17 protein-coding genes are annotated in these 15,666 nt (G+C 62.5%); 8 read left to right on the top strand and 9 right to left on the bottom strand.

Going from position 1 to position 15,666, the window contains the following annotated elements:
* Positions 1–33: 33 nt before the first annotated feature.
* The 8 genes from TR61_RS12810 to TR61_RS12780 are packed head-to-tail and all read left to right on the top strand — an operon-like array spanning position 34 to position 7,643.
* Positions 34–981 (top strand): ABC transporter permease, encoded by a 948-nt coding sequence (locus TR61_RS12810; protein WP_050930493.1) that lies wholly within the window; start codon positions 34–36, stop codon positions 979–981.
* A complete protein-coding gene (locus TR61_RS12805) occupies positions 978–1,793 on the top strand; it encodes an ABC transporter permease (RefSeq protein ID WP_050930476.1) in 816 nt (271 codons plus the stop codon). Before TR61_RS12810 ends, TR61_RS12805 begins: the two co-directional genes overlap by 4 nt.
* A complete protein-coding gene (locus tag TR61_RS12800) occupies positions 1,790–3,388 on the top strand; it encodes an ABC transporter ATP-binding protein (RefSeq protein WP_050930475.1) in 1,599 nt (532 codons plus the stop codon). Before TR61_RS12805 ends, TR61_RS12800 begins: the two co-directional genes overlap by 4 nt.
* Entirely contained in the window at positions 3,385–3,534 is a 150-nt protein-coding gene (locus TR61_RS19945) for a hypothetical protein (RefSeq protein ID WP_157440908.1), read from the top strand. The genes TR61_RS12800 and TR61_RS19945 overlap by 4 nt, the downstream gene beginning before the upstream one ends.
* A complete protein-coding gene (locus tag TR61_RS12795) occupies positions 3,534–4,985 on the top strand; it encodes an aldehyde dehydrogenase family protein (RefSeq protein WP_050930474.1) in 1,452 nt (483 codons plus the stop codon). Before TR61_RS19945 ends, TR61_RS12795 begins: the two co-directional genes overlap by 1 nt.
* 58 nt (positions 4,986–5,043) lie before the next feature.
* Positions 5,044–5,790 (top strand): SDR family oxidoreductase, encoded by a 747-nt coding sequence (locus tag TR61_RS12790; protein ID WP_050930473.1) that lies wholly within the window; start codon positions 5,044–5,046, stop codon positions 5,788–5,790.
* 46 nt (positions 5,791–5,836) lie between these two features.
* Complete coding sequence (locus TR61_RS12785; RefSeq protein ID WP_050930472.1) at positions 5,837–6,850, top strand: P1 family peptidase; 1,014 nt, start codon at positions 5,837–5,839, stop codon at positions 6,848–6,850.
* Positions 6,843–7,643 (top strand): alpha/beta fold hydrolase, encoded by an 801-nt coding sequence (locus TR61_RS12780; protein WP_050930471.1) that lies wholly within the window; start codon positions 6,843–6,845, stop codon positions 7,641–7,643. Before TR61_RS12785 ends, TR61_RS12780 begins: the two co-directional genes overlap by 8 nt.
* A gap of 18 nt (positions 7,644–7,661) precedes the next feature.
* Here the strand turns inward: TR61_RS12780 and dxs are convergent, their stop codons facing one another.
* The 9 genes from dxs to TR61_RS12735 form a co-directional block, all read right to left on the bottom strand.
* Positions 7,662–9,587, bottom strand: a complete 1,926-nt coding sequence (dxs, locus tag TR61_RS12775) for a 1-deoxy-D-xylulose-5-phosphate synthase (RefSeq protein WP_050930470.1) — start codon at positions 9,585–9,587, stop codon at positions 7,662–7,664.
* Between the two features lie 188 nt (positions 9,588–9,775).
* Complete coding sequence (pufC, locus tag TR61_RS12770; protein WP_050930469.1) at positions 9,776–10,900, bottom strand: photosynthetic reaction center cytochrome PufC; 1,125 nt, start codon at positions 10,898–10,900, stop codon at positions 9,776–9,778.
* A 2-nt stretch (positions 10,901–10,902) separates the two neighbouring features.
* On the bottom strand, positions 10,903–11,895 hold the full coding sequence (gene pufM, locus TR61_RS12765) for a photosynthetic reaction center subunit M (protein ID WP_050930468.1): 993 nt from the start codon (positions 11,893–11,895) through the stop codon (positions 10,903–10,905).
* Between the two features lie 2 nt (positions 11,896–11,897).
* Positions 11,898–12,749 carry a photosynthetic reaction center subunit L gene (pufL, locus tag TR61_RS12760; protein ID WP_050930467.1) on the bottom strand — a complete coding sequence of 284 codons (852 nt, stop codon included), beginning with the start codon at positions 12,747–12,749 and terminating at the stop codon, positions 11,898–11,900.
* A gap of 141 nt (positions 12,750–12,890) precedes the next feature.
* On the bottom strand, positions 12,891–13,049 hold the full coding sequence (gene pufA, locus TR61_RS12755; RefSeq protein ID WP_050930466.1) for a light-harvesting antenna LH1, alpha subunit: 159 nt from the start codon (positions 13,047–13,049) through the stop codon (positions 12,891–12,893).
* 14 nt (positions 13,050–13,063) lie between these two features.
* Entirely contained in the window at positions 13,064–13,213 is a 150-nt protein-coding gene (pufB, locus tag TR61_RS12750) for a light-harvesting antenna LH1, beta subunit (protein ID WP_050930465.1), read from the bottom strand.
* A 152-nt stretch (positions 13,214–13,365) separates the two neighbouring features.
* Complete coding sequence (gene pufQ, locus TR61_RS12745; RefSeq protein WP_050930464.1) at positions 13,366–13,590, bottom strand: cytochrome PufQ; 225 nt, start codon at positions 13,588–13,590, stop codon at positions 13,366–13,368.
* The gene (gene bchZ, locus TR61_RS12740) at positions 13,587–15,077 is read right to left on the bottom strand and encodes a chlorophyllide a reductase subunit Z (RefSeq protein WP_050930463.1); all 1,491 of its coding nucleotides are present in this window, start codon (positions 15,075–15,077) and stop codon (positions 13,587–13,589) included. The genes pufQ and bchZ overlap by 4 nt, the downstream gene beginning before the upstream one ends.
* Positions 15,071–15,666, bottom strand: a 596-nt coding sequence (locus TR61_RS12735; protein ID WP_281178072.1) for a nitrogenase component 1, incomplete at its 5' end; no start/stop codon positions are given. The genes TR61_RS12735 and bchZ, both read right to left, overlap by 7 nt.

Here is a 15,666-nt window from a genome sequence, read left to right as displayed (position 1 = left end):
ACGCTGCCGCAACTCCCGCCTAACGTCGCCGCGATGCTGCGCTATGCCCTGAAACGTCTGCTGTCCCTGATCATCAGCCTGGCCATTGCCAGCCTGATCATCTTCTTCGTGATCGAAGTCGCTCCGGGCGATCCCGCGCAATTCATGCTGGGGCTGAATGCGCAGCCCGATACAGTGGCGGCGCTGCGCGCCGAACTAGGTCTCGATGTGCCGAAATGGGAGAGGTATCTGAATTGGGTCGGCGGTATGCTGACGGGCGATTTCGGCACCTCCTATACCTATCGCACGCCCGTGGCCGAGATGATCGCCGACAGGCTTTGGGTCTCTCTCCCGTTGGCGCTTTATGCGCTGACGCTGTCGACGCTGATCGCTTTCCCGGCCGGCATCTACGCCGCCGCGCGCCGGGGCCGGGCAGGGGATGTCACCGTGATGGGCGCCACACAGCTGGGCGTGGCAATTCCGAACTTCTGGTTCGCGATGATGCTGGTGCTGATCTTCGCAATCAACCTGCGCTGGTTTTCCGCCGGGGGGTTCGCCGGCTGGGACAAGGGCCTTTGGACCGGGCTTCATTCCCTGACCCTGCCTGCCATTGCGCTGGCGCTGCCGCAGGCCGCGATCCTTGCGCGGGTCATGCGGTCCTCGCTCCTCGATATCTTGGGAGAGGATTTCATGCGCACCGCCCGCGCCAAGGGCCTAAGCCGCCGTCAGGCGCTGTGGCGGCACGGGGTGCGCAACGCGCTGATCCCGGTCCTGACGATCATTGGGCTGCAATTTGCCTTCCTGATCGCGGGAGGTATCATCATTGAACAGGTCTTCTACCTGCCGGGCCTTGGACGGCTGATCTTCCAATCCATCAGTTCCCGCGATCTGATCGTTGTGGAAAGCGTGGTGATGCTGCTGGTTTTTGCGGTGATCGTGGTGAACTTTCTGGTCGACCTGGCCTATGCCGCCGTCGATCCCAGGCTGAGGTCACGCACATGAAACGCAACCTGATCCTGGGCGCATGCCTGTCATCGCTGTTCGTTCTGGCGGCTCTGATCTCGTTCATCTGGACGCCCTTCGATCACACGGCCATGAGCATTCCCGACCGCCTGCAAACCCCCAACGCGACGCATCTGCTGGGGACGGACCATTTCGGGCGAGACATCCTGTCGATGATCATGGTGGGTGCGCGCACCTCCATCGCCGTGGCGCTGGTGGCTGTTGGCATCGGTATGGCGTTGGGTGTGCCGCTGGGCCTTGCGGCGGCAGCGCGCAAGGGGTCATGGCTGGATGAATTCATCATGCGCGGCAATGACCTGATCTTTGCCTTTCCGTCGCTGGTGATCGCGATCCTGATTACGGCCGTCTTCGGCGCGGGCGCGATCAACGCGATCATCGCCATCGGGATCTTCAACATTCCCGTCTTTGCCCGCATCACCCGCGGCGCAGCCCTGTCCCTGTGGGAACGGGAATTCATCATGGCCGCCCGCGTCGCCGGGAAATCCGCCGCGCGCATCAGCGCCGAGCACATCCTGCCCAATGTCGCTAACCTGCTGATCGTGCAGGGCACCATCCAGTTTTCACTGGGCATCCTGGCCGAGGCGGGCCTGAGCTATGTTGGCCTTGGCGCGCAACCGCCCACGCCCAGTTGGGGGCGGATGCTGGCCGATGCGCAAACCATGGTCAGCCTCGCGCCCCATCTGGCGCTGATGCCCGGTGTGGCCATCATCCTGACAGTGCTGGGGCTGAACCTGATGGGCGACGGGCTGCGCGATTACCTGGACCCACGGCTGAGGGTGCAAAGGACATGAGCCTTCTGACGATCCAGAACCTCTCGCTCTCGATTCACGGGACGCCGATCCTAAACAACGTGTCCCTGTCCATTGCGCCGGGGGAAATCCACGCGGTCACCGGCGAAAGCGGATCGGGCAAATCCATGACCGCTTTTACCGTCATGCAGCTTCTGCCCAACGGGACGAAGACAACAGGTCAGGTCACGCTTGACGGCACCGATATCCTCGCGGCCAGCGAAGACACGATGTGCACCATCCGCGGCAACGATGTTGGCATGATCTTTCAGGAGCCCATGACCGCGCTGAACCCGGTGAAAACCATCGGCGATCAGGTGATGGAGACGATCCTGATCCACAAGGCCATGTCCCCCAAGGATGCCGAAACACGCGCCCGCGACGTGCTGGACCGTGTCGGCCTGCCCGCAGATCGCTTCCCCCTGTCGCGCTATCCCCACGAGCTGTCAGGCGGCCAGCGCCAGCGCGTCGTCATCGCCATGGCCATCGCCCTGCGCCCCAAGCTGCTGATTGCCGACGAACCCACGACAGCGCTCGATGTGACCACACAGGCGCAGATCCTCGACCTGCTGAAAGGACTGGTGGCCGAGGAAGGGATGGGCATGCTGATGATCACCCATGACCTGGCCGTGGTGGCCGACATGGCCCACACGATCACCGTCATGCGCCAGGGTCAGGTGGTCGAAAGCGCCCCTACACAGGCACTTCTGGCGGATATGCAGCATGACTATACGAAGATGCTCTTTGCTGCCTCGACCCATCAGGTGGACCTGCCCGACAAACCCGCGCCTTCGCCGCTGCTTGAAGTGCAGAATGTCTCGCGCGATTACCGCCTTCCGCGCACGCAGCTTTTCGCACCGCCGGGCGTGTTCCGCGCCGTGAAGAACGTCAGTTTCACCATCGAAAAGGGCGAAAGGCTTGGTCTGGTGGGTGAATCCGGCTGCGGGAAATCCACCCTCACCCGCGCCATTCTTGGCCTGGAAGAGGTGCAGGAAGGCCAGATCCTTCTGGATGGCGAACCGGTTTTTTCCGGCCACAAACCCAACCTTGCCGTGCGCCGCAAGATGCAGGTGGTGTTCCAGGACCCGTTCGGCAGCTTCAACCCTCGCCACCGGGTGGATCGCCTGATCACCGAACCCTTCCACCTGCTCCCCAACCCGCCCAAGGGCCTGAAACGCGAAGAGGCGATTGCCGAAGCGTTGATCGCCGTGGGCCTCGCGCCCAGTGATGCGCGCAAATACATTCACGAGTTTTCCGGCGGCCAGCGCCAGCGCATCGCCATTGCCCGCGCGCTGATCATCCGGCCCGAGTTGATCCTGTTTGACGAGGCCGTCAGCGCGCTTGACGTGTCAGTGCGTGCGCAGATCCTTGACCTGCTGGCCGATCTTTGCCGGCAATACGACCTGACCTATCTTTTCATCAGCCATGACCTCAGCGTCGTGCGATCCGTCACCGACCGTGTGCTGGTCATGAAATCCGGCGAAATCGTCGAACAGGGCGTGACGGAACAGGTCTTCACCAACCCCGCCCATCCCTATACCCGCGACCTGATCGCCGCCGCCCCCGTTCTGCCCGATCTGGGCCGGGGCGCGGCATGAGCGGCCCTGTTCCCATCCGCCTGCTCGCAAGCCGCGATTGCGATTTCCGGGTGTCGTTGCTTGCCGGATATGGCATCAAGCCTGCGCCGCCGCTGACACCTTACCAAAGCGGCAGCCTGCATTTCACCGCGAAGGAGACCGCCTGATGACCCTCCCCCTCTGGTTCGATCCCAGCCTGTGCCTGATCGGCGGCAAATGGCTGCCCGCGCAGAACGGCAGGACCCTTTCCCTGATCAATCCCAGTAACAACACGGCTCTGGCAGATATCGCGCATGGGCAATCAGGCGATATCGATACCGCGGTAGGTGCCGCTCAGGCCGCGCTCGACGGCGCATGGGGCGCGATGACGGCGGTGGAGCGTGGCCGCATCCTCACCCGTCTGGGCCAGCTGGTTCTGACGCGCGTGGATGACTTGGCGCAGATCGAGGCGGCAGATGTCGGCAAACCGCTCACCCAGGCGCGCGCCGATGCGGTGGCCCTTGCGCGGTACTGTGAATTCTACGGTGGCGCGGCGGACAAGGTGATGGGCGAAACCATCCCCTATCTGGATGGCTACACCGTCTATACCCTGCGCGAACCGCATGGGGTCACAGGCCATATCGTGCCGTGGAATTACCCGATGCAGATCATCGGTCGGTCAGTAGGCGCGGCACTGGCCATGGGCAATGCATGCGTCCTGAAACCCGCTGAAGAGGCATGCCTGACAGCCCTTGCCTTCGCCCATCTGGCGCAGGAAGCGGGCCTGCCTGACGGCGCGCTGAACGTCGTTCCCGGCCTGGGCGCCGAGGCGGGCGCGGCGCTCTCCTCTCATCCGGGCGTGCAACACATTTCCTTCACCGGATCGGTCTCTACCGGCGCGCTGGTGCAAACCGCTGCGGCCAGAAACGTGGTTCCGGTCACGCTTGAGCTGGGCGGCAAGTCTCCCCAGCTGGTCTTTGACGACGCTGATCTGGACGCGGCCCTGCCCTTCCTTGTGAATGCAGGGATCCAGAACGCGGGCCAAACCTGTTCCGCCTCCTCCCGCATCCTTGTTCAGCGCGGGGTCTATGACGCGGTGAAATCCCGCATGGCCGCCGCCTATGCCGACCTGACCGTGGGCCCCGCCACGGAGGATCTGCGCGTGGGCCCCCTGATCTCGGCCCGCCAGAAAGAAATCGTTGAGGGCTTTCTGGCCAAAGGCAGCGACCTGGCCATTGCCGCCCAAGGCAGGATGGTAGACGGCGCCCCCAGCGACGGTGCCTATGTCCTGCCCACCCTGTTCGCCGATGTCCCCCCAGATCACGTTCTTGCCCGCGCCGAAATATTCGGCCCCGTCCAGGTGATGATCCCCTTCGACACCGAAGACGAGGCGATCCGCATTGCCAATGGCACCGATTACGGCCTTGTCGCCAGCATCTGGACACGCGACGGCGCGCGCCAGATGCGGCTGGCGAAAAAGCTGCGCTCGGGGCAGGTGTTCATCAACAATTATGGCGCGGGCGGCGGTGTGGAACTGCCTTTTGGCGGGATCGGCAAATCCGGCCATGGCCGGGAAAAGGGGTTCGAGGCGCTGTATGGCTTCTCCACTCTGAAAACCGTCGCCGCCTATCACGGATAACCGGCCCTTGTAGCCAGACACGCTTCGCGGCATCGTCGCGACGAAGGGAGGACCCCCAATGCAACTTCAGGGAAAAACAGCGATTGTCACAGGCGGCGCATCGGGCTTTGGCGCGGGCATCGTGCGCGCCTTTCTCGACGCGGGCGCAACCGTCATGATCGCCGATATCAACGGCGACGCCGCATCGCAGATGGCGGGCGATCTGGGTGATAGAGCGATCGCCCAACAGGTCGACGTATCAGACGCCGCCTCGGTCGACGCGATGGCCAAGGCCGCGATCGACGCGATGGGCCATGTCGATATCCTGGTGAACAATGCCGGCATCACCCATATGCCCATGCCGATGGAAGAGGTCAGCGAAGACGATTTCGACCGCGTCCTGGCTGTCAATGTCAAATCCGTCTACCTGACCGCCAAAGCGCTTGTGCCTCATATGAAGGAACGCAGCGCGGGCGCGATCCTCAACGTGGCTTCCACCGCCGGCCTGTCGCCGCGCCCGAACCTGAACTGGTACAACGCCTCCAAAGGCTGGATGATCACCGCCACCAAAACCATGGCCGTCGAACTCGCGCCCAAAGGCGTCCGCGTCAACGCGATCTGCCCCGTGGCGGGCGAAACGCCCCTGCTGAAATCCTTCATGGGGGAAGATACGCCCGAGATGCGCACGAAATTCCTCTCCACCATCCCCATCGGGCGCTTCTCCACCCCCGAAGACATGGGCAACGCGGCTGCCTTCCTGTGCTCGGACGCGGCCTCCATGATCACCGGCGTCGCGATGGAGGTCGACGGGGGCCGCTGTATCTGATCCTTGCTTCTTTCTGGCCCCAAATACCCAACCCAACAGGATCCCCATGCAACCCGGTCCGAAAAACCTGATCACCGATATCCCCGGCCTGCGCGTGGGCAACGCCCGCGACGACGCGCTGAAATCCGGGACGACCGTTTTGGTGGCGGACGCGCCCTTCACTGCGTCCGTGAATGTGATGGGCGGCGCACCAGGCACGCGGGAAACCGACCTGCTGGCGCCGGACAAATCGGTGGCACAGGTGGACGCGCTTTGCCTGTCGGGCGGTTCGGCCTTTGGCCTTGATGCCTGCTCTGGCGTCGTGGATGGGCTGCGGGCGCAGGGCCGTGGGTTTCAGGTGGGCACGGCGAAAATCCCGCTGGTCCCCGGTGCAATCATTTTCGACCTGTTGAACGGTGGCGAAAAGGACTGGGCCGACAACCCCTATCGCGCCCTGGGCCGCGCCGCGTTCGACGCCGCCGACACGGATTTCGCCCTGGGCAGCGAAGGCGCGGGCACTGGTGCGATGACGGCAATGACGAAAGGCGGATTGGGCTCGACCTCCCTCGTTCTGCCCGATGGCAAGACCGTTGGTGCGCTGGTCGCCGCCAACCCGATGGGCAGCGCGACGACACCCGGCGACCGCCACTTCTGGGCCGCCCCGTTCGAGATTGACGGCGAATTCGGCGGCTTGGGCCCTGATCCGGCATCCGGTCTTGGCCGAGATCTGCAAAGCCGCAAGATCGCCGCCATGCTGGAGGCCAACCCGGCCCACGCCAACACAACCATTGCCATCGTCGCCACGGATGCCGCCCTGACCAAGGCGCAATGCCAGCGAATGGCCACCGCCGCCCATGACGGCATCGCGCGCGCCTGCCTCCCCGCCCACAGCCCGGGCGACGGCGATCTTGTCTTTGCCGCCTCCACAGGCGACCGCACGCTGGCAGACCCCGAACGCAGCCTCACGCTGATCGGCCACGCGGCCGCCTTGTGCCTTGCCCGTGCCATCGCGCGCGCGATCTACCTTGCCCGCCCCGAACCCGGCGATCTTCTGCCCACCTGGAGCACCCTGAATGCCTGACTTGAGCCTTCCCGACATCACCCTCCATTACGAAGTCGAAGGCTCCGGCCCGCCGCTGATCCTGCTGGCCGGTATGCTCAGCGACAGCGCCAGCTGGACACCGCTGGTCGAAGCGCTGGCACAGGATTTCACCGTCATTCGCCCCGACAACCGCACCACCGGGCGCACGACCCCCTGGGACGCGCCGGTCAGCATCAAAGCAATGGCCGAGGACGCCCGTGCATTGATGGCGCATCTGGGACATGACCGGTTCCATGTGGCGGGTCATTCCATGGGCGGGCGCATGGCGCTTGAGCTTTATGGGCTTGCACCGGATCAGGTGGCTTCGATCTCCATCCTCGCCTCCGGGCCGCATAAGCTTCCGCGTTCGCTCGCCGTGTTCGACGCACTTCTGGCCATCCGGCAAACCGCGGATGGCGAACGCCTCTGGCTCAAGGCGCTTTACCCGTGGGTCTTTGCCCCTGCGTTCTTTGAAAATCCCGAAAATACGGACATGGCGCTGGAAGCCGCGCTGAATTATCCCCACGCGCAAACCGCCAAGGCGATGGCGCATCAGATCGAGATCCTGCGCAATTTCGAACTAAGCCTGAAACTGGAAGATGTGACCTGCCCCGTACAGGTCCTGTACGCCGAAGACGACGCGCTGATCCCGCCGGGCCCCGCGCGCATCGCGTTCGAACCGCTGCCAAATGCCGAACACTACATGATCCCCAACGCGGGCCATTCCATCCACTGGGACGCGCCCGAGGCGGTGATCGCTCAGCTGCGCGGCTTCCTTGCGTCCCGGGCCTGACCCGGGACCTCAAGCCTTTCACGCACGCGGCGCGCTGAACCCCACTAGCTTTGTGTCGCGCCGCAAGGCCCGGCTGACTTCGCCCATGATGTCGACGGCGGTCAGACCGGCATCTTCGTACATCTCCGCCGGGCTGGCCTGATCAATGAAGCGGTCCGGCAGGGTCATCGTGCGCACGCGCAGCTTGCCGTCCAGCAATCCTTGCGCCGCCATGGCCTGCAGCACAAACCCGCCAAAGCCGCCCATCGCGCCCTGCTCTACCGTGATCAGTGCCGCGTGATTGGCGGCAAGGGACGCAATCAGCTCCATGTCCAAAGGCTTGGCAAAGCGTGCATCGGCCAGTGTGACGGAAATCCCTTCCGCCTCCAGCATGGCCGCCGCCATCTGGCATTCGGCCAGATGCGCGCCGAAACACAGGATTGCGGCGTCAGAGCCTTCCTGCAAGATCCGGCCCTTGCCGATCTCCAGCACTTCGCCGCGCGCGGGCATCTCGACGCCCGTGCCATTACCTCGGGGATAGCGGAAAGCGATGGGGCCTTCGTCATATTCGGCAGCGGTGACAACCATATGCGCCAGCTCGGCCTCGTCCGAGGCCGCCATCACCACCATCCCCGGCAAAGATCCCATGAAACCGATATCGAACGCGCCCGCATGGGTCGCGCCATCAGCCCCCACAAGACCTGCCCGGTCCATCGCAAAACGCACCGGCAGTTTTTGCAGGGCCACGTCATGGACAACCTGGTCATAGCCGCGCTGAAGGAAGGTCGAATAGATCGCACAGAAGGGCTTCAGACCGGCGCCCGCCATCCCGGCGGCAAAGGTCACGCCATGCTGTTCGGCGATGCCCACGTCAAAAACACGCGCCGGGAAGCGGTCCGCCATGATGTTCACGCCTGTGCCCGACGGCATCGCCGCCGTCACTGCCACGATCCGGGGATCACGCGCGGCTTCCTGCGCCAGCGCTTCGCCGAACACTTTGGTGTAACTGGGTGCATTCGCCTTGGCCTTGGCCTGCACACCGCTTTCCACGTCGAACTTCGACACGCCGTGATACTTGTCCGCCGACCCTTCGGCGGGCGCATATCCCTTGCCCTTCACCGTGCAGCAATGGATCAGCACAGGCCCGGTGGCCCGCGTGCGCGCGGCGCGCAGCACGGTCAGAAGCTGTTCCATGTCATGGCCGTCGATGGGGCCGATGTAATCAAAGCCCAGTTCTTCAAAGAACGTGCCCTGCCCCTGCACCCCGGTCACCATCTGGCGCGCGCGTTCCGCGCCCAGACGCACCGGTTCTGGCAGGAATTTCTCCATGTCCTTCGCAACCGCATCCAGAATGGGCAGCGGACCCATCTTTGACAGGCGGCTCATATAGGTGCTCATCGCGCCCACGGGCGGGGCAATAGACATCTCGTTGTCGTTCAGGATAACAAACAGCCGCCGTCCTTCCGCCCCTGCATTGTTTAGCGCCTCATAAGCCATGCCAGCACTGATCGACCCGTCGCCGATCACCGCGATGGCATCGCCCGTGGGCTGGCCCATGTCACGCGCGGTGGCAAAGCCCAGCGCGGCCGAAATGGATGTCGACGAATGCGCCGCGCCAAACGGATCGTATTCGCTTTCCGACCGCTTGGTAAAACCGCTGAGGCCGCCTTTTTGGCGCAGCGTCCGGATGCGATCACGGCGACCGGTCAGAATCTTGTGGGGGTAACACTGATGGCCCACGTCCCAGATCAGCTTGTCATTGGGCGTGTTGAACACGGCGTGGATCGCAACGGTCAGCTCGACAACGCCCAGGGACGATCCCAGATGCCCGCCGGTTTCCGACACGGCCGAAACAACCTCGGACCGCAATTCACCGGCCAGCCGGGCAAGCTCGCGATCCGAGAGGGCCTTGAGGTCTTGCGGGCCAGCGACGCGATCCAGAGTCGGGGTGTGGGGATGGGACATGGATCATCACCTTTCTCAGAGTAGAAAAGGCGCCGTGAGAGTTAGGAGCGCTCCCACTCGCACGACGCCAGTCTCCTGTAGCCAACAGGAAGGGAACCGGGGTGTTGAGACCCCGTGCCCGGACCCAGGAAGCCGCGGGTCCGCGCTTGGCTAAGGGGGGCGACGGGGGAACAACCGCCGCCCGGCCCTTATTCGTAAACCGGTGCCCCGGTCGCGGCGAGCTCGGGCCAATCGCCGATGGCGTTGGTGCCTTGCATCGGCTGCTGATAACCCTTGTGACAGGTTTTGCAGGCGGCTTTGGGCGCATCTGCATAGACCGGACCAAGGCGTTCAGCCGGGTAGGTATCCCTGAGCGGAACCAGGTAGGTGTTGTTCAGCTCTTGCACCATCTGGATGCCCAGCGACGCGGTGGCCCATTGCGGGGTCACTTCGCCCTGAGAGGCATAGAAGGCGCGGGAGTTGTGGCAGAACACACAGTTCACACCCAGCGAATTCGAGAAGTAATTCATCAGCGCGTAAGTGCGTTCCGTGTCCTGTATCGACGGCAGCGGATTGTCATCGCTGGACGGTCCACCGGCCACGCGGCTTTCCAAATCGTGCACGACGATCTGATTGGCCTCGAGCAGGTAGTTCTCAAGCGCATCCGATGGCAGCGATGTCGATTGGCTGATCATCGTCGCGCGGTTCTGGTTCGCAGCCCAGCCTCCCGACGCTTCGTTCACAGGTGCAATCTTGAACCAGATCTCCGACGGTACGTTTTCGCCGCGGTGGCAGGTGTAACAGTTCACACCGACCTCCTTGTTGGCATTCACGTGGCCGTCCCATTCCTCGTTGATGGTCTGGGTCATCTGGATCATCCGCCGCGCGACGACCTTGGTGTATAGATCGTCACTGCCGTATTCCTCGACCGCCACATCGCCGTGGCAATAGGCACAGCCCTGATCGGGGCTGACCCATTGGGTCATGGCATTCATGAGGCGGTTGAAGTTGTCTTCCGTCAGATCGCCCAGCACCTGAACGTTTTCGTAAACGTCCTTGGCCAGGGCCTCTCCACCTTCGGGCACATAGGGCTCTTCGGTGTAAAAGGCTTCGATCGTGGGATCGGGTTTGGCGAGGGCCGCGCTGAACTCTGGCACGGACATGCCTGTACCGCGCGGACCGGTCTGCATCGAGTTGGTGGCAAAGGGCTGACCCCATGTCACCAGCAGGATCGCGACGAAGACCGCACCGCCGAGGGCACCCACCAGGATGGCCGGACCAAACACATTGGTCGGATTGTCCCGGTTCCAGTCGTTAAACCACTTGGGCAGCATGATCAGTTCTCCTTCCCGATGAAGGCTTCGTACGAGCCATAATCCGCATAGCCGAACGAACCGTCATAGATGGGGGCAAAGTTGTGCTCCTGCGCCCAGATGAACCAGTTGTCGACAACGGTGCCGGTCAGAAGGATCCCGATGCCACCCGTTATCGGCGTCAGCATCGCGAACCACAGGGCCCAGCGGTGAATCCCTTCCATCGTGGCGTTGAAGCCCATGGTCCAGCGCCAGAAGAGGGCGGCGCGTTCCGTGGCGGTGCCTCGGTCCACGATCTGCTCAAGCTCGCGGTCACCGCCGAAGCGGGTGACAGCAAGGATCGTCGCGCCGTGCATACAGAACAGCAGCACCGAGCCATAAAGGAACACGATCGAAAGGGCGTGGAAGGGGTTATAGTAAAGGTTGCCATAGCGGATGGAGAACGCTGTCGTCCAATCCAGGTGCGGGAAGATGCCGTAAGGCACCGCCTCGGACCAGCTGCCCATCAGGACCGGGCGGAAAAGACCCAGCACCAGGAACAGCCAGATGGCTGACAGGAACGCCCAGGCGACATGCTTACCCATCTTGTGTTGGGCAGCCAGCAGCCAGGTCCTCAGCCACCAGGTCATCACCGATACCAGCAGGAAGAAGCTGGCGATGATGTACCATCCGCCTTCATTCAGCGGCGGCATGGACAACCCATGTTCGGGCCCCGGAGGCTCAAGCGCCAGCCAAAACAGCTGCCGGATGAATTCCGGGATCGACCAGCCCACCTGCGCCAGCATGTTCAGGCCAACGATGTTGAACCAGATCAAGCCAGTGGCAAGAGAGATCATCCCCGTCCAGCCCAGATAGACCGGACCAAGCTGGGCGTTGCCCAACCAGCCGACCAGAGTGCTGAAACCGGGACGGCCGATGCGTTCTTCGGTCATGGTGCCGTTGTCGTCCATCCCCCATTCCGGGTTCCCCTGGACCTGCACCTGCGTGAAGATGTTCTGATATTCGCGGATGGCCATGATTACATCCCTCCTACCGGCATTGGGTTTTCACCCCAGATCGGCAGCTCAAGCCACCAGTTCCACCATTCCGGCCAGCCTGCCGTCCAGACGGGACCCGAGATGATGATGCAGACGGCACTGAAGAACACGGCATTGATCGCCAGCAGGAAGCCAAGGCGGTGAATGCCCAATGTGCCGATTGAATAGCCGATGAGATCCCGGAAGAAGGTGTCTTCATGATCAGGGGTCTTCATCTCTTCGCCCTTTTCAGGGTTGGCCGCCGACAGGATCAGCGCCCCATGCAACGCCAGCGCCAGGGTGGTGGTGAAGAACAGTGTCACCGCCAGCATATGGGCCGGGTTGTAGTGGAAGTGCAGATAGGCATAGCCGGTGTTCGACACCCAATCGAGGTGACTGAAGATCCCGTATGGGAACCCATGTCCCCAGGCACCCATGAGCAGGGGCCGGAAGATCACCAGCGTCACATATGCCAGGATCGCAAAGCTGAACCCGATGGGCACGTGGTATCCCATCCCCAGCTTGCGGCAGATCTCAACCTCGCGCAGGGCCCAGCTGATGAAAGCGCCGGTCGCACAGATCGTGATGATCTGCCACAAACCGCCTTCCAGAAGGGGCGCCATGCCCAGACCGTAACTCAGGTCAGGGGGTGCGATGTTGATGATCCAAGGGTTGAAGGTGCCCTGTTGTGAGGCCCCCCAGAAAATCAGGATTGTGCCCAGAAGGGCAAAAAAGGCTGTCGTGACTCCGAAGAAGCCCACATAGAAGGGCCCCACCCAGAAGTCGAACAGATCGCCGCCGATCAGCGTCCCTCCGCGGACGCGATACTTTCTCTCGAAGCTGAGCAACGCCATCTTCTTGTCTCCGCGTTTGGCGGCCCGTCCTGGTCAGTCCGAAAGCCGTCGTTGTTGTTGTCTGGTTTGTTGCGGGCGACCAATCCGATCAGGGGTGGATGCCGCCCGCAACGTTGGTGTTTCACTTCACTGCCTTGCAGATCAGCCGGCGTTTTGCGCCGCCAGTTCAAACCAGTTGAAGTGATCCGTGCTGAGCAGGACGAGGTGAATCATCGCCGCCAGCAGGAAGAGGAAAACACCCTGTGCGACAAACACACGGCGCGGATCGAAAACGAGCCAGATCTTGTAGAACTTTGCCATTAATCAATCCCTCCTCAGAACCACGGGCGCCAGATGAACGTCGCCAAATGAGCAACGATGGCCACGGCCGAAAACAGCCAGAGCCCGCTCATATAGACGGAGTGCAACTCTTGCGCCTGCTCGTCGGTGAGACCTGTGAAAGACAGGTCGGAATTATCAGCCATTAACTTTCCTTTCGAAAAACAACGCTGACGCCGCGCACCCCGCGGCCGGGTCCTTTAGGGCCTTTCGACCCCGCCGGGCTCTGCCCACCTGTTGCCAGGCGGCCAGTCTTGGATCTCCACCCCTCGCAAGGCAGAGAATGTCGGGTCCGCAGTCATGCGGAGAAAATCATCGGCGTGATGATCCGCGCCTGACTCCAGGCTCGGGCCACGGGCCCTTTTTCTGTCAGGCTTCCGCTTTTGATCGCGGCAAGCGCCCAGGTCAGACAGGCCAAAGGCAGCGTCGCGACAAAGATGATGGCGAAGTACACCATGAACTCTGTCCGCGGCGGCTTGTGGCTGCGTGTCTGGGTTGGGGTCTGAGTGGTCATATCTGTCATTGCAGATCTCCCTCGTTGCTGTTGGTCTTCGCGCCCGCCAATGCCGGGTCCAGTTTGCGCACCGTCTCGATGACGACACGCTCGGCCCCTGCGTCGAGGGCTGCTTGTTCGGCAGCATCGCGCAGCGTTTTGGCGGCGGAAATTCGGGTCAGGATCGGGTGCTGGGCGACAATGCGGTCCAGCATCTCCTGCGCGTCGGCGTCCCATGGGAAATCGCGACGAAGATTGGTTGGCGTGGCTTCCGCTGCATCCAGTTCGGTGCCCAGCGGCAGGATGTGGAACAGCGCATCGAACAGGCCATTGCAGACCTCTTGGATCATGTAAGTGGCCCCGGCATAGCCCATGAAGGGCGTGCCCGTGGCGCGCCGGATCGCGGCACCTGGGAAGCTGGCGGGAATGAACGCAGGGCTCGGACCGTGTCCGGCCTTCAATTCGGCCAGGTACATCTTTTCATTGATGGACCCCATCACGATCAGGGGCCGCATTTGCCCCATCAATGCGCGAACTTCCTCGTTATTCGTTTTCTTTCCGGCGCAGCGGGCGACGGCGAAGGCGCAGGGCAGGCCCATATCCTCTTCCAGGAACAGGCGAATGCCGCGGGAATACGTCTCGTTCGCGACAATGGCGAAAGACGCAGTGGCAAAGAAATCCTGCGTCACCGACCGCCACAGATCCCAGACGGGTTTGATCGTCGAATGCTTCTCGCGCTCGATGAACGGCTCGGGATCCAGATCCAGCATCTCGCCCAAGGTCCTCAGGAACTTGGTGGTGCTCTCAATCCCAATAGGCGCTTGCAGATAGGGCTTGCCCAGAACCTCACAGAGGCCGCGCCCGAACTCGCGATACATGCAGATGTTCACATCCGCATTCACAAGGTTCCGCATCTCGGCCAGATGGCTGCCCAGCGGCATGACCATGTTGATCTCGGCGCCGATACCTTCAACCAGACGCCGGATCTCCGCCAGATCGGACGGCATGTTGAACGTGCCATACATCGGCCCAAGGATGTTCACGCGCGGCGCTGCCCCTTCTTCGCGCTTTTTCTCAGGCGGCATCCGTCCCTTGGTCATTCCGAATTCTGTAAAGATCCAGGTCATCGCGCGATCCGCGCTTTCCCACTGATCTTCGTCAATCGTACGCGGCAGGAACCTTTGGATATTGGTGCCCATTGGGGTCACACCACCGCCGATCATCTCGGCAATGGACCCGGTCACCACAACAGACGGTAAAGCTGGGTCGAGCACACCCCAAGCTCGCTTCATAGCGCCCTCGGTCCCATCCCGACCCAGCTCTTCTTCACCTAGTCCAGTGACTACGATCGGAAGCTCGTGTGGAGGCAGCGCGTCGGTATAATGGAGCACGCTGGTGACTGGCAGGTTCTCGCAACCCACAGGGCCGTCGATGACAACCTGCAGGCCCTTGACGGCACAAAAGGCATAAACCGCCCCCCAATAGCCGCCAGCGCGATCGTGGTCTTGGATCAGCATTTGACACCCCCGTTCGCCGCGACACGGGCCTTCTCGGCACGCTCCAGCTTCTTGAGGTTTTGCGCGCGGTATTCGGGGCGCAAATTCGGATCACCTTCCCAAACACCGGCTGTATCTTGCGTTCCGACGCCTTCGAAAAAGGCCTTCATCTTGTCCATGCGGCCCTTGTTGGAAATCGCCGCATTGACCACCTGCGCCAGCGACCCGGCCCCGGCCGGGCCCATCAACGGACGCGCGGAAATCAGGTTGGTGAAGTAGAGCCCCGGCATGCCAAGCTCCTTGGCCTTCTGCACAACAGGCGTTGTGCCAATCGCCAGATCCGGCTTAATCGCCTCCATCGCCGCGCAGTCATCTTCCAGCGACGCGCGGAACTTCACTGTCACGCCCTTGTCGGCCAGCCAGTCGGCATCCGCAGCCGACCACGGCGTTTTCGGACAGGCCGTGCCCACGTACGGCACATTCGCCCCGCTTTCGATCAACAGGCGCGCAACCAGAAGCTCGCTGCCTTCATAGCCCGACAGCGTGATCGTGCCGTTGATGGGCATCGCCGCCAACGCGCCCTTGATCGCTGGCAGGAACGCATTGTGCG

Source organism: Aestuariivita boseongensis, from assembly GCF_001262635.1.
Taxonomy (GTDB): Bacteria; Pseudomonadota; Alphaproteobacteria; order Rhodobacterales; family Rhodobacteraceae; genus Aestuariivita; species Aestuariivita boseongensis.
The sequence above is the reverse complement of the archived record's forward strand: the minus strand, read 5'-3'. Positions and strand labels throughout refer to the sequence as shown.